The 13,221-nt window shown below is 74.1% G+C and carries 8 protein-coding genes; 3 read left to right on the forward strand and 5 right to left on the reverse strand.

The features are described from left to right. Window positions 1–93: 93 nt before the first annotated feature. Together Plo01_RS14900 and Plo01_RS14905 are read right to left on the reverse strand one after the other, a co-directional pair. Window positions 94–1,620, reverse strand: a complete 1,527-nt coding sequence (locus Plo01_RS14900; RefSeq protein WP_203891160.1) for a hypothetical protein — start codon at window positions 1,618–1,620, stop codon at window positions 94–96. Between the two features lie 183 nt (window positions 1,621–1,803). Next, on the reverse strand, window positions 1,804–2,373 hold the full coding sequence (locus Plo01_RS14905; protein ID WP_203891161.1) for a YbhB/YbcL family Raf kinase inhibitor-like protein: 570 nt from the start codon (window positions 2,371–2,373) through the stop codon (window positions 1,804–1,806). Between the two features lie 120 nt (window positions 2,374–2,493). Here Plo01_RS14905 and Plo01_RS14910 point away from each other — a divergent pair, with 120 nt between their 5' ends. Further along, entirely contained in the window at window positions 2,494–6,015 is a 3,522-nt protein-coding gene (locus tag Plo01_RS14910; RefSeq protein ID WP_203891162.1) for an AfsR/SARP family transcriptional regulator, read from the forward strand. 214 nt (window positions 6,016–6,229) lie between these two features. Here the strand turns inward: Plo01_RS14910 and Plo01_RS14915 are convergent, their stop codons facing one another. Further along, on the reverse strand, window positions 6,230–7,057 hold the full coding sequence (locus tag Plo01_RS14915; RefSeq protein ID WP_239316349.1) for an ABC transporter permease: 828 nt from the start codon (window positions 7,055–7,057) through the stop codon (window positions 6,230–6,232). Further along, window positions 7,054–8,031 (reverse strand): ATP-binding cassette domain-containing protein, encoded by a 978-nt coding sequence (locus tag Plo01_RS14920; RefSeq protein WP_203891163.1) that lies wholly within the window; start codon window positions 8,029–8,031, stop codon window positions 7,054–7,056. Before Plo01_RS14920 ends, Plo01_RS14915 begins: the two co-directional genes overlap by 4 nt. Window positions 8,032–8,180: 149 nt before the next feature. Here Plo01_RS14920 and Plo01_RS14925 point away from each other — a divergent pair, with 149 nt between their 5' ends. Both Plo01_RS14925 and Plo01_RS14930 read left to right on the forward strand, forming a co-directional pair. Beyond that, the gene (locus Plo01_RS14925; protein WP_239316351.1) at window positions 8,181–8,780 is read left to right on the forward strand and encodes a PH domain-containing protein; all 600 of its coding nucleotides are present in this window, start codon (window positions 8,181–8,183) and stop codon (window positions 8,778–8,780) included. Window positions 8,781–9,016: 236 nt separating this feature from the next. Beyond that, complete coding sequence (locus Plo01_RS14930; RefSeq protein ID WP_239316353.1) at window positions 9,017–10,684, forward strand: PH domain-containing protein; 1,668 nt, start codon at window positions 9,017–9,019, stop codon at window positions 10,682–10,684. A gap of 226 nt (window positions 10,685–10,910) precedes the next feature. Here the strand turns inward: Plo01_RS14930 and sepH are convergent, their stop codons facing one another. Then, window positions 10,911–12,893 (reverse strand): septation protein SepH, encoded by a 1,983-nt coding sequence (sepH, locus tag Plo01_RS40255; RefSeq protein WP_239316355.1) that lies wholly within the window; start codon window positions 12,891–12,893, stop codon window positions 10,911–10,913. Window positions 12,894–13,221: the final 328 nt, after the last annotated feature.

Here is a 13,221-nt window from a genome sequence, read left to right on the forward strand (position 1 = left end):
CCCCTTGTTTGCTAAGGAGCCACCGGCGGCCTTTACGGAGGACCGGAGAAGTCAGGCGCTGTTGCGGGGGCTTTTTGCCTCCTGCGGGGATCCCTAGCGGTAATAGTCGGGATAGTCCGGCTCGGGGTTCCGGTGGTGACCGCCCCGGGAGCCCGGGCGGTCGTGCCCGTCGGGGGCGGCCGCGTGGCCGGTGCCGTACAGGTCGCCGTAGCTCGGCCAGCTCGCGTTCCCGCCGGCGGGGGCGGGGGCGGGCTCGGGCCAGGCGGCGGGGGCCGACGGAGTCGCGGGCGAGACGTACGAACCGCCCTCGTAGCCGTAGCCGCCGTTCACGGACCCGGCGCCGTCGGCCGGACGGTCGTAGGGGGAGACGGCGCGGGACGGGCTGGTCGAGGTCGACACCGTCGGGCTCGGGCCGGTGAGCACGTCGTCCTCGATGGTCGCCCAGCCGGAGCTCACCTCGTAGGAGCCGGAGGGAGGGGCGCCGTAGACCGGCGTCTGGTACGAGCTGTAGGACGGCCCGGGGTCGTCCAGGATGTCGGCGGTGTTCATGGCCGCCCAGCCCCCGGAGTCCGGGGCGGTGGCCCGCGCCCAGGGGTTGTCGGAGACGGGCGTGGGCGGCTCGGGCGAGCCGTACGGCGCCGAGAGCGGGTCCGCGGCCGGTGTGGAGGAGGTCGCGGCGGGGAAGCCGCCGCTGGTCGTGGGGCCCATCGGAGGCAGCGCGGGACCGCCGGCGGCCGAACTCCGCGAGCTCTGCGGGCTCCGCGCGGCGCGCGGGGGCACCGGAGCGCTGAGCGGGTCGAGCGCGGGCATCGAGCCGCTGGAGGTGGCGGTGTCACGCGGGTAGGAGCCGCTCAGCGGGTCGCTCAGGGGATCCTTCAGCGGGTCGGGGCGCGACGGGCCGCCGGAACCTCCGGAGCCCGCGGAGCTCGAGCCGGAGGCGCGGCCGCCCCGGCGGGACCGCGGCGTACGGCTCTCACCGAAGGCGCCGGGGGTGGGCGCGGCGAAGGTGACCGTCTTCTGCTCGGCCAGCGCGGCGGCCGTGGGGGCGGGGTTCGGCTGGACCGGGCCCACCAGGTCGGCCAGGCCCGAGGGCAGCGAGCTCGCGGAGCCCGTGGAGCTCGCGACCGGCGCGGGCACGGGCGGCTGAGCGGGCGCGGGAACGGACGGCCGGGCCCGGGGCGGCTGCGGCCGGCTCGGCAGGGGGGCCTGCACGGTCACCGCGTCGGCGTCCACCTGGGACGGGCCGTCCTGGTCGAGGGGGCGGTCGGCGCCCGTCCTCGTCGCCAAGGGCCCTCCGAAGCCGCCCTCGTCGGCCTGGAGGCGCGTCCAGTAGTCGTCGTCGTAGTCGTCCGGCTCGCCGAACTCGTTCCGCTTGCGGGGCGGACGGGGTTTGGGCTCGTCGAACGGCGAGAGATCGGGAGTGTAATGGTCCAGTTTGGGTTCCCTGGCGGCGAACTCGTCGGTGGACCGGGTCGGGGTCGACGCCTCCTTCTCGGCCATCTCACGCAACCGCTCCGGAGGAAGCGCGCTCTCCCTGCGGCTCATCGAGCGCATCCCCATCGTCACGACGACGATCACGAGGAGCACGACGGCCACCAGGCTCACTATGACCGGGATCATTGCACCACCTTCAAGGCCATGGCCTCCCAGCGGCGCCGGTGAGGTCGCGCGGCCATCGACGCGACCTGCCCCCTGTGATCACCTGCGCTCGGACATTGGATCTGATTGTGTCGGACCACTATGGGCGTTGTCACACTGAACGTGAAGAATTGGTAACCATTACTACCTCCGGTGTTTACCCGGTTACTCGATGTTCGTCGTGGTGAGCCGTCCCCAGGCGATCGTCATGTCCGCGATGCTCCGGAGAGTCTCGGAGAGGGGGGCACCCTTATCGAGATCGACTTTCCCCTTGAGCGCGTAGACAGTGAAACGATAGTTCTCCTGACGACGGCACGGAGGCGTATAGCCCACTTTGCCGTTGGTGGTTCTGCCCTCCACGGCGTCCACCGGCACCGTGTTCTCGGCCACCTCGTTCGTGCGCGGGTCGATGTCGAGCACGACCCAGTGCACCTCGGCGCCGGTGCGGGAGTTGTTGTTGTCGACCACGATCGCGACGGACTTGGCGTCGTCCGGCACGCGGGACCAGCGCAGCGGCGGGTTTCCCATCGATCCGTGGCAGGAGTAGTCGGACGGCAGGGGGCCGCCGTCCTGCAGCGTGGGGCTCGTGACGCTGAGCGGTTCCAGCTGGACCCCCTCGGCGGAGGCGGCGCTGCCACCCACCATCCCGCAGCCGGAGGAGACGACGACGAGCCCGGCGGCGGTCACCGCGCTGGCGGTGCGCCGTAGGCGCGCAGACGTGTTCGACAGCCCCATGCCCGATGATGCTACGCGGAACTGGGAGGTGCGCTGACCGGATCTCGGGGTTTCATGGCGTGACAATAGCGACGAATCAGACAGAATCGTGGGGTGGGCGGGGTGAGCTTGGACACGGAAATGAGCTTCGCGGTCCTCGGTCCCCTGGAGGTCCGCTCATGCGGTGAGAAGGTGGAGATCGCCGGGCAGCGGCTGCGCGCGCTCCTCGGGCTGCTGCTCCTCGACGCGGGCCGGCCCGTCCCGATCGACCGGCTGGTCGCGGGGGTGTGGGGAGACCGGCCGCCGGTCGCGGTGGCGAACGCCCTGCAGGCCCTGGTCTCCCGCCTCCGGGCCGCGCTGGGCGAGCGGAGAGGGCTGGTCGAGGTCCGGGCGGACGGATACCGGCTGGCGGTCGAGCCCGACCGGGTGGACGCCCACCGCTTCGCCCGCCTGACCGCCGAGGGCCGGGCCGCCCTCGCCGCGGGACTCCCGGCCGAGGCCGCCGGCGCGCTCCGCGCCGCGCTGGCGCTCTGGCGCGGTCCCGCCCTGGCGGACCTGGCCGGGAACGAGGTCGTCGCCGCCTCGCTCGCCCGGCTGGACACGCTCCGCCTGACCGCGCTGGAGGAGCGGATCGAGACCGACCTGCTGCTCGGCCGGGAGGCCGAGGCCGCCGCCGAGCTGCCCGCGCTGATCGCCGCGCACCCGTTGCGGGAGCGGCTGCGGGGCCAGCTCATGCGCGCCCTGTACGGCTCGGGCCGCCACGTCGAGGCGCTGGCCGCCTTCGAGGAGGCCCGCGAGACGTTCGCCCGGGAGCTGGGAGCGGACCCCTCGCCCGCGCTGTCCGAGCTCCACCTGGCGATGTTGCGCCGGGAACGGCTAGGGAACGAGACTCGGCCCGCTTCCCCCGCCCCGGCTTCCCCCGCCCCGGCTTCCCCCGCCCCCATCCCGGCTTCCCCCGCCCCCATCCCGGCTTCCGCACCGCCCCCTTCTTCCGATGCGGCTCCCGTCTCCGTACCGGTGTCCACCCCGGCCTCCGCCTCCGCCCCGTCTCAAGTGACTCCCCCGACCCGGACGGTCCTCCCGATGCCGGACGCGCGGCCCGGCAACCTGCGGGCGAGGCTCACCAGCTTCGTCGGCCGGGAGCACGACATGGCCCGCGTGACGGACCTGCTCGCCGGGCACCGGCTGGTCACCCTCCTCGGTCCCGGCGGCGCGGGCAAGACCCGGCTGGCGGTCGAGTCGGCGGAGGCCGTCACCGGCCTGATGCCCGACGGGGTGTGGCTGGTCGAGCTCGCCCCGGTGGCCGAGCCGTCCGAGGTGGCCCAGGCCGTCTCCGCCGCGCTGGGCCTGCGCGACGGCTCCCCGAAGGCGCCGCCCGGCGTCATCCCCGTCCCGGCCGCCCGCGACCCCCTCTCCCGCCTGGTCTCGGCCCTGGCCGGGAAGCGGCTGCTGATCATCATGGACAACTGCGAGCACGTGGTCGGGGCGGCCGCGGAGCTCACCGACCGGGTCCTGGCCGGCTGCCCCGGGGTGCGCATCCTGGCCACGAGCCGCGAGCCCCTGGGCATCACGGGTGAGCTGACCTGGCCGGTGCCGCCGCTGGAGCTTCCCCCGCCGGGCGGGGACCCGGGCGAGGCGCTCGGCTACCCGGCCGCCCGCCTGTTCGCCGAGCGCGCCGCGGCCGTACGCCCCGGTTACCGGCCCGAGTCGGAGGCTGAGGCGGTGGTGCGGGTCTGCCGCGAGCTCGACGGCATGCCCCTGGCCATCGAACTGGCCGCCGCCCGGCTCCGGTCCCTGACGGCCGGGCAGATCGCCGCCCGGCTGGACGACCGCTTCCGCCTGCTGACCGGCGGCAGCCGTACCGCGCTGCCCCGCCACCAGACGCTGCGCGCGGTGGTGGAGTGGAGCTGGGACCTGCTCGACGGGCAGGAGCGGAGGCTGGCGGGGCGGCTGTCCGTCTTCGCGGGCGGCGTCACCCTCGACGCCGCCGAGCGGATCTGCTCGGGCGAGGGGCTGGACCGGGCCGACGTGCTCGACGTGCTGGCCCGGCTGGTGGACAAGTCGCTGCTGGCGGTCTCCGACCACGAGGCCGCGCCCCGTTACCGGATGCTGGAGAGCATCCGCGCCTACGCCGCCGAACGGCTGGCCGAGTCGGGTGATCGGGAGCGGGTACGGCTGGCGCACGCGCTGTTCTTCACGGAGCTGGCCGAGGCGACCGATCCCGGGCTGCGCGACCGCCGCCAGGCGGCGTCCATCGCCGAGATGTCCCGCGAGCACGACAACCTGTCGGCCGCGCTGCGCTGGACCGTCGAGGCCGGCCGCCTGGACCTGGCGCTGCGACTGGTCGGCGCCCTGGGCTGGTACTGGTGGCTGCGCGGCCACCGCCTTGAGGGCACCCAGCGCGCCGGGGAGGTCCTCGACCTGGTGAACGCGCGCTCGGTGAGCACAGACCTGGTGGGCGCGGATCCGGTGGACACAGCTTCGATGAGCACAGACCTGGTGGGTGCGGGCCTGGCCGGTGAGGTCGATCCCGCGTCGCTGGCCCTGGTCCGGGCGGCGTACGGGATCAACGCGCTCGGTACCGGGATCGAGCTCGACCGGGCGCGGAGCGAGCTGACCGAGGCACTCAGACTGGCCCGCGAGGAGATCGAGTCCCCCTGGCATCCCCTGGTCGCGCTGACGGGCCCGGTCGTCGCGCTGTTCCAGGGGCTGCCCCCGGACGACGGCCGCCACCTGCGCGAGATGTCCTCCCACCCGGATCCCTGGGTTCTGGCCCTGGCACGCCTGTTCCGCGGGTACGAGCAGCTCTCCGCGGGCCGGGTGGACGAGAGCGAGCAAGAGCTCCAGACCAGCCTGAGCGGTTTCCGGAAGCTCGGGGAACGCTGGGGGATCGGCAACGCGCTGGCCGCGCTGTCGGAGGTGAACTTCCTGCGGGGCGAGGCCGACGGAGGACTGGCACGGGTCCGCGAGGCCATCGCCGTCCTGGAGGAGGCCGGGGCCGCCGAGGAGGTCGCCTACCTGCGCAGCAGGCTCGCCTTCGGCCTCAATCTGCAGGGAGAACAGGTCGCCGCGCGCGAGCTGCTGGACGAGCTGATCCAGGGCACCCGCAGGACCGGGGACCGGGTGTCCCTGGTCGCCCTCCACCTCTACCGGGGGGACTTCGCCCGCGAGGCCGGGGACGTCGCCGAGGCCAAACGCCACTACGCCGAGGCCCTGCGGGTGGTGGACGCGGAGGAGAGCATGCCCGGTCAGATCAGGGCGGTGCTCAACGCCTCCCTGAGCCTCCTGGCCGGTCAGGAGGGAGACCTCACCCGGGCCCGGAGGTTGCTCGACGCGGCGCTGGAGCAGGTGGCGGGCCCGTCGGACGCATCCCTTCTCGGCCTGCTGCTGATCGGCGGGGCGGGGTTGAGGCTCTCGGCGGACGACCCGGCCGGAGCGGCGGAGCTGCTCGGCGGCGCCGCGGTGGTCCGCGGCGTCGACGTGGTGGTCGACTTCGACCACGTCCGGATCACCGAGCGGACGCGGGCCGCGCTCGGCGAGGAGGAGTTCTCCCGGTGCTACGGCCACGGCCGGGCCCTGTCCCGCGACGAACTCGTCTCCCGCGCCGGCCGGGACCTCCTCCTGGACCTCCGCCGTGACGGGGCGTCGCCGGAAGGGCTCTGACGGCGGTACGGCCCGGCTTCCCGCCCGGCTCGCGGTATGGCTCGGCTTCCCGCCCGGCTCGCGGTATGGCTCGGCTTCCCGCCCGGCTCGCGGTATGGCTCGGCTTCCCGCCCGGCCCGCGGTACGGCATACGCGAAGGACCGGCCCCGGGCAGTGCCGGGGCCGGTCCTCATCCGCTCCGCGTGCTCCGCGCCGCGCGCGGTTCCGCACGGCCCTACACGCGGCTGCGGAAGGCGCGGATCGCCAGCGGAGCGAAGAGCACGGCGAACCCCGCCGCCCAGAGCAGGGAGATCATCGTGGCTCTGGCGACGTCGCCGCCGATCAGCAGGCCGCGGATGGCGTCGGCCAGGTGGGTGACCGGGTTGATGTCGGACCAGGCCTCCAGCCAGCCGGGGAAGGTCTGGGAGGGCACCAGCGCGCTGCTGGTGAACGTCAGCGGCATCATCGTCGAGAAGGCGATCATCTGGACCTTCTCCGGGTTGGAGGCCTTCAGTCCGATCAGAACCGACATCCACGACATGGCCAGGGCGACCACGACCAGCAGGGCCAGGGCGCCCAGCAGGCCGACCACGCTGGTCTCGACCCGGAAGCCCAGGACCATGCCGAAACCGACGAGCAGGGCGAAGGCCCACACCTGCTTGGCGGTGTCGGCGATGATCCGGCCGGACAGCGGGGCGGTCCGGGCGATGGGCAGGCTCCGCAGGCGGTCGAAGACGCCCTTGGTGATGTCGGTGTTCAGCCCGATCGCGGTGGACAGCGTGTAGAACAGGGCGTTCTGCACGAGGAGGCCGGGCAGCGCGAACTGCAGGTAGTCTCCCGTCGATCCGGAGATCGCGCCGCCGAACACGTAGGTGAACAGCAGCAGGAACATGATGGGCTGGATGCTCAGGTCGAGCAGTTCCCACGGGTTGTGCTTGATCTGCACCAGGCTCCGCCAGGCGAGAGTCATGGTCTGCCGCAGCGTGGCCAGCGGACCGACGTGCCCCGCCGGTGTCGGTGTCGGTGTCGGCGTCGTGCCGGTCGTGGTGGTCATGGCGGTCATGCGAAGACCTCCTCCTTCTCCCCGGCCCCGGCGGCGGGCTCTTCCTCGGCCCGGTGGCCGGTGATGGCGAGGAACACCTCGTCCAGGCTGGACTTGCGTAGCGCCAGCTCGGTCGCGACGACGCCGAGGTCGTCGAGCCTGCGGACGATGGCGGGAACGACCGCCGGGTCGTGCACGGACGCCGTGGCCCTGCCGCCGGTCAGGTCCGGCGTCTCGCCGATGACGTCGGCCACGACCTGCGCGACCAGGTCGAGGTCGGACTCCTTGAGCGGCCGGACCTCCAGGACCTGCGCCCCGGTGGTCGCCTTCAGCTCGTCGGAGGTGCCGGAGGCGATCACCCTGCCGTGGTCGAAGACCAGGATGTCGTCGGCGAGCTGGTCGGCCTCCTCGAGGTACTGCGTGGTGAGCAGGACCGTCACCCCGTCGGCCATCAGGCCGCGCACGACGCTCCACAGCTCCGTGCGGCTGCGGGGGTCGAGACCGGTGGTCGGCTCGTCGAGGAACAGCACCTGAGGCCGCCCGACCAGGCTCGCGGCCAGGTCGAGGCGGCGGCGCATGCCGCCCGAGTAGGTCTTGGCGGCCCGCGCCCCGGCGTCGGCCAGGGAGAACCGCTCCAGCAGCTCGACCGCCCGCCGCCGGGAGTCGGCGCGGGACATGCCGAGCAGGCGGCCGATCATCACCAGGTTCTCCACTCCGGTGAGCATCTCGTCCACCGCGGCGTACTGGCCGGTGAGCCCGATGAGCGAACGCACCCGGTGCGGGTCCTTCACCACGTCGAACCCGCCGACCGCGGCCCTGCCGCCGTCGGGCCGGAGCAGCGTCGCCAGGATCCGCACGGCGGTGGTCTTGCCCGCCCCGTTCGGCCCGAGAACGCCGAGCAGCCTGCCCTGCGGCACGGCGAGGTCGACACCGTCAAGCGCCCGTGTCTCCCCGTAGCGCTTGGCCAGACCCTCTGCCTGGATGGCGTATCGCATCTTCACGTCTCCTTCGTCGGCTCGCTCCTCCAGAATGCAGAAGCCCACTGACACTTTTCGGACCCGGAGCTGACGGGGGATCGGGGGCGCTGACATATGGCTGACACGGCCCGCCCGTCGGCCTGACCATGACCGTTTAGGCTGAGGGTGTGAGCGACCAAAACCATGTGAACGGGGATGGAGCGGACAGCCGGGGGAGGGGCGGCCAGGCGGGCGAGCCGGCCGTACGGCCCGCGGGCGTCCCGCTCCGCGACCCCGTGCACCCGGTCTCCCGCAAGGCCATCGCGATGTGGCTGCTGGAGGGGATCTTCTGGTCGGTCCTGCTGACCCTCGGCTCGTACGCCCTCGCCGGATGGGTCGGCGAGGCCCGCTGGTCGTGGCTGCCCGGCTGGGTGCCGGACAACATCGCGCTCCTGCCGTGGCTGCTCGGGATCACCCTCGTCGCGCTGTCGGTCACGGAGTCCCTCTGGCGCTACGCGACGCACCGCTGGGAGCTCACCCAGGACGTGGTCTACGCCCGCTCCGGGTGGATCAGCAGGGCCTGGGTGTTCGTCCCGGTCAGCCGGATCCAGACCGTGGACAAGGCGCAGGGATGGGTCGAGAGGATGCTCGGCCTGGCCACGGTGGAGATCCGTACGGCCTCCCACGCCGGATCGTCCACGATCAAAGGTCTCGACTACGAGGTGGCCGCCGAGCTCGCCGACCGGCTCGCCCGGCGGGCCGAGGAACTGAGGGACGACGCGACGTGAGCGATCAATCCGGCCAGGCCCCCTCCGGCCACGGAACACCCGATCCGACCCCGCCCGACCCGCAGTTGTCCGGCCCCCACGCCGCCCCTCCGCAGCCGCCTGGCCCGACCCCACCCGGCCCGTACCCGCCCGATCCGAACCCGCCGGGTCCCCATGGCACCGGTCCGAACCCGCCCGGCCCGTATGGGCCAGGCCCTTACGCGTACGGTCCGCCGCCCGCTCCGCCGGGTCCGGCGGTGCCGGTGGCTCCGGCCACCCCGCCGTTGCGGCTCAGCCCCAAGGTGCTGCTGACCTACCCGCTCCGGATGCTGCCCTCCCTCCTCCTGCCGCTGGCCGGTGTGCTGTTCATCGGCGGGTTCTCACCCGGCTCGTTCGTGTGGGCGGCGTTCGGCATCGCCGGGTCGGTCGTCTACTCGGCCATCCGCTGGGCGACCTTCACCTACCAGGTCGTCGGTGACCGGCTGGAGCTCACCAGGGCCCTGATCAGCCGGTCGGTGCGGACGATCCCGCTGGAGCGGATCCGCGGGGTCGATGTCAGCACCCCGCCGCTGCACCGCCTGCTCGACATCGCCGTCCTCCGGATCGACACCGGCGCGGGCGGCGGCGACAAGCAGGAGGGCGAGCTCGACGGGGTGACCGCCGCGGAGGCGGAGCGGCTCAAGGCCGTGCTGCTCTGGCACGCGCGGGCCCGTGCGGGCGTGCAGGCGCGCACCGGCCCGGATGGTGCGGGTCTCACGGACGCGACGCCGGGGGGCGCGACCGCGGTGCCGGATCTCGCGGGTGCGGCGCCGGGCGCCGGGGGACCCGCCGCGGTCCGTCACGGGACTCTCGGGACTCCTGGGCCTCATGGGACTTCCGGGACTCCCGGAGCGGGGGAAGCGGCTCCCGGCCAGGTGTTCCCCGAAACGGCTCCCGGCCGGGTGTTCCTCATGGTGCCGCGCAAGTGGCTCCTCTACGGGCCCCTGTCAGGGGCGTATCTGCTGACGCCCTTCGCGCTGGTGGCCGGCGCCGTGGGCGCGGCGTTCCAGTGGGGCGGCGAGCTGAACATCGACGAGCGGACCGTGTGGAGCATGGGGGAGTGGCTGTGGGAGCACCCCCTGCTGCTGGCCGCCGCCTTCGTCCTCCTGCTGCTCGCGATGCCGGTCGTCGGCATGGTCATGTACGCCGTGTTCAACTGGGACTTCACCCTGCGGTCGCGGGAGGGATACCTGGTCGCGGAGCGGGGGCTCCTCACCCGCAGGAGCGTGTCGCTGGAGCGGCGCAGGGTGCGCGGGTTCGAGCTGGTCGAAGGGCTGGTCGAGCGCCGGGCGGGGATGGCCAGGACCTGGGCGATCGTGACCGGCCTGGGCGACTCGGAGACCCGGGGCCAGCTCCTGCCCGTCGTGCCGCGTGTCACGGCGCTGGAAGTGACGGGGGAGGCCGCCGGCCGGATCACGACCGAGCTGCGGCGCCATCCGGCGGCGGCGCGCAGGCGCAGGCTGTTCCGGGCGATCTTCCCGTGGCTGGTGATCGCCGCGTGCGCGGCGGCGGCGGCCGTGGCCGAGTCCGGGTTCTGGTGGGGCCTCATGGCGGCGGCCCTGCTCCTGGCGGCGCTGGGCGTCCCGCTCGGCCTCGACCGCTACCGCTCGCTCGGCCACACCTACGACGGTTCCCACCTCTCGGTCAGGTCGGGGTCGCTGCGCCGTTCCCAGGCCGTGGTGGAGCGGCGCGCCGTCGTGGGCTGGACGCTCAGCCAGACCTGGTTCCAGCGCAGGGCCGGGCTGGTGACCGTCACCGCCGGAGTGGGCGCCGGGACCGGGGGCTATGCCGCCGTGGACGTCGGCGAGGCGGCGGGGACCGGCTTCGTCGCCGAGGTCACCCCCGACTGGCTCGCCCCGTTCGTCGAGGCCGGGCCTCCCGCGTAGGCGGGCTCCTGCGATGAGCCCGGCAAGAATCCGCGGAGTCGAGGCAGGGCCTGCCGCGTAGGCGGGCGCCTGCGGGGCCGCTCGGGCTGCGGCCTCCCCGGCGGCGAGCAGGGCTCTCCCGCGGGGCCGGTCGCGGCCGGCCCCGGGGATTCATCGAGCGATCGGCCCGCGATGGCGTCCGCCCGGCCTGCCGGATCGGGCGGGCCGGGCGGCGGGCGCGAGCCGGTCAGTCCGGGCGGCGGGCGCCGAACATGATCTCGTCCCAGGTCGGGACGGACGCGCGGCGGCCCCGGGACTTCCGGGCCGGGCGGGTGGGCGCGGGCTTGGGAGCCGGTGCGGCCGGGGGCGGGGGAGGCTCGGGAGCCTGTTCCGCCGCGGGCGCGGGAGCCTTGGCCGCGGGGGCCCGGGGCTCGGGAGCCCGGGCAGGGGCCGCGGGTGTCTGGGCAGGAGCCTGTTCCGCCGCGGGCGCGGGTGTCTGGGCAGGAGCCTGTTCCGCCGCGGGCGCGGGATCCTCGGCCGCGGGAGCTTGAGGCGCGGGGATCTCGGCCGCGGGGGCCTGGGACTCGGGAGCCCGGGCAGGGGCCGCGGGCGCCTGCGTGTGCCGCTCCCCCGGCTGCTCGCCCGCCCCGGTCTCCCGGACGGCCGCCGCGGTCTCCTCGACCGTCTCAGGCCTGGCGGTCCCGGCTCCCTCCCGGGGGCCGGCGCCGGAGGTCTGCACGTTCTCCCGCGGCTGCTCGCCGACCGGAGCGGGCTCGGCCGCCCGCGGCTCCGCGGCGACCGCTTCCTCCGTCTCCTTGCGGACCGGTTCGTCCTTCGGGCGCTCGTCGCGCGGGGCCTCGCCGGGGCGGGCCGCGGGCACGACGACCGCGGCCTCGGCGGTCTTCCCTGCGGCCTGCGCGGTCTCCCCGGAGGGGGCCGGCTCCGCGGAGGCCGCGGCGGCGGATCCCGGGACGGCGGCCGGACCGCCGCTCTCTCCGGACACCGGGACGGAGGAGGTCTCCGGGAGCGCGGGCGTCTCCGGAACGGGGGCGGTCTCCAGGACCGCAGGCGTTTCCGGGACCCCGGACATCCACGGCGGTCCGGAATCCTCAACCGGCCGGACGTCCGCGGGCGCGGAAGGCGTGATCGCGGCGGGCCCGAGCTCCGCGGGCTCCGCGACCTCAACGGGCTCCGCGACCTCAACGGGCTCCGCGACCTCAACGGGCTCCGCGACCTCAACGGGCTCAGCGGACGCCGCAAACTCGGCGGGCTCCGCGGAGCTCGCGGAGCTCGGCGCCCGGAGCGGGCCGGCGCCCCTGACCGCCTCCGGGCTGCCCGGGCCCGGGGCGCGCAGCGGCGGCACCGACGGGATGGCGGGCGGCTCGAAACCCTCGGGGAGCGGCGGCATCGGCGGCCGCTCGTAGGCGACGGGGACCTCGGCGGCCACGGCGGGGGGTTCGGGCTGGAGGTACGGCGCCGGCGGCTCCTGCTGCCCGTAGGCGGGCCGGACCGGGGTGGAGGGCTCCTGCCGTACCACGGCGGGGAAGGACACGGGCGGCTGGCTCAGCGGCTCGGGCGCCAGCGGCGGAACCGGGGCGAGCTTGGCCGCGCGGGGCACGAACGGCGTGACCTTGGTGTCCTCGGCCGGGTCGACGTATTCGCTCGCGGACAGGCGCATGGCCTCGTCGTCGTGCGGGGTGATGTGGCGGCGGCGCGGATCGAAGAGCCATTCGGCGCTGCGCGTGTGACCGTTCCACACGAAACCGAGCTTGATCCGCCACATGTTGTCGTCCCGCTTGGCGGAGTCCCAGTCGATCTCGTCGGCGGGTACGCCGCGCCGGGTCAGCCGCTCGGCGACGAGGTCGCCGAGGGTGGGACCGGGCGCGGAGTCGCCGGGCAGCCGCACGGCGCAACGTTGTGCCTGCTGCGCCATGTACTCCCGCTCCTGGAGCACGGGACCCTCGAACCACCGCACGCGCTCGACCGGGATGCCCGCCGTCGCGGCGATCTCCTCGGCTGTCTCGCCGGCGCGGATCCGAGCCTGGATCTCCTTGGGGCGCAACGGACTCTCCACTTCGATCTCGTACTGGCCGAGACGGGAGAAGTTGCCGCGGACGGCAGCGCGGAGCCGGTCGTCGACGGGCAGCGTGAACCGGGTGCCCCGGCCGGCTGTCGCCAGCACGAGGTAGGTCCCGTCCTCACTCACCGCGACGAGTCGGAGCTCCTGCATGCGAGTCCCTTCGTCGTCGTGCTCATTCTTCCCCCGGACCCTTGAGTCTCTCGCGTGTGCCGGTTGCCTGCCAGCACCGTACCCGGCATGTCCGAACATCGCCTTCCTGGAAGGGGCCAGCGGCGATGTGACGCCAGTCACATTTGCTACATTCGTCCACTATCAGACGGCGAGGCGGAGCGGCGGATCCGAGGTCCTCGACGGATTCTTCCGAATAACCTCTCCCGACGCTGTGAACTTGGGCGAAGAGCCGGGAACCGGCGGGGGAAGGTCATCTCCGGGGGGCTCCTCGGGTCGGGTATCGCGGCGCTTCCGTGAGAATGTGCCC

Source organism: Planobispora longispora (genome assembly GCF_016863135.1).
In the GTDB taxonomy this organism is placed as follows: Bacteria; Actinomycetota; Actinomycetes; order Streptosporangiales; family Streptosporangiaceae; genus Planobispora; species Planobispora longispora.

Excerpts from the sequence above, each read along its gene's own strand:
- Plo01_RS14920 (WP_203891163.1), bottom strand. The coding sequence starts at position 8,031 with ATGCGATACGCCATCCAGGCAGAGGGTCTGGCCAAGCGCTACGGGGAG.
- Plo01_RS14915 (WP_239316349.1), bottom strand. The coding sequence starts at position 7,057 with ATGACCGCCATGACCACCACGACCGGCACGACGCCGACACCGACACCG.
- Plo01_RS14910 (WP_203891162.1), top strand. The coding sequence starts at position 2,494 with ATGAGCTTCGCGGTCCTCGGTCCCCTGGAGGTCCGCTCATGCGGTGAG.
- Plo01_RS14900 (WP_203891160.1), bottom strand. The coding sequence starts at position 1,620 with ATGATCCCGGTCATAGTGAGCCTGGTGGCCGTCGTGCTCCTCGTGATC.
- Plo01_RS14905 (WP_203891161.1), bottom strand. The coding sequence starts at position 2,373 with ATGGGGCTGTCGAACACGTCTGCGCGCCTACGGCGCACCGCCAGCGCG.
- sepH (WP_239316355.1), bottom strand. The coding sequence starts at position 12,893 with ATGCAGGAGCTCCGACTCGTCGCGGTGAGTGAGGACGGGACCTACCTC.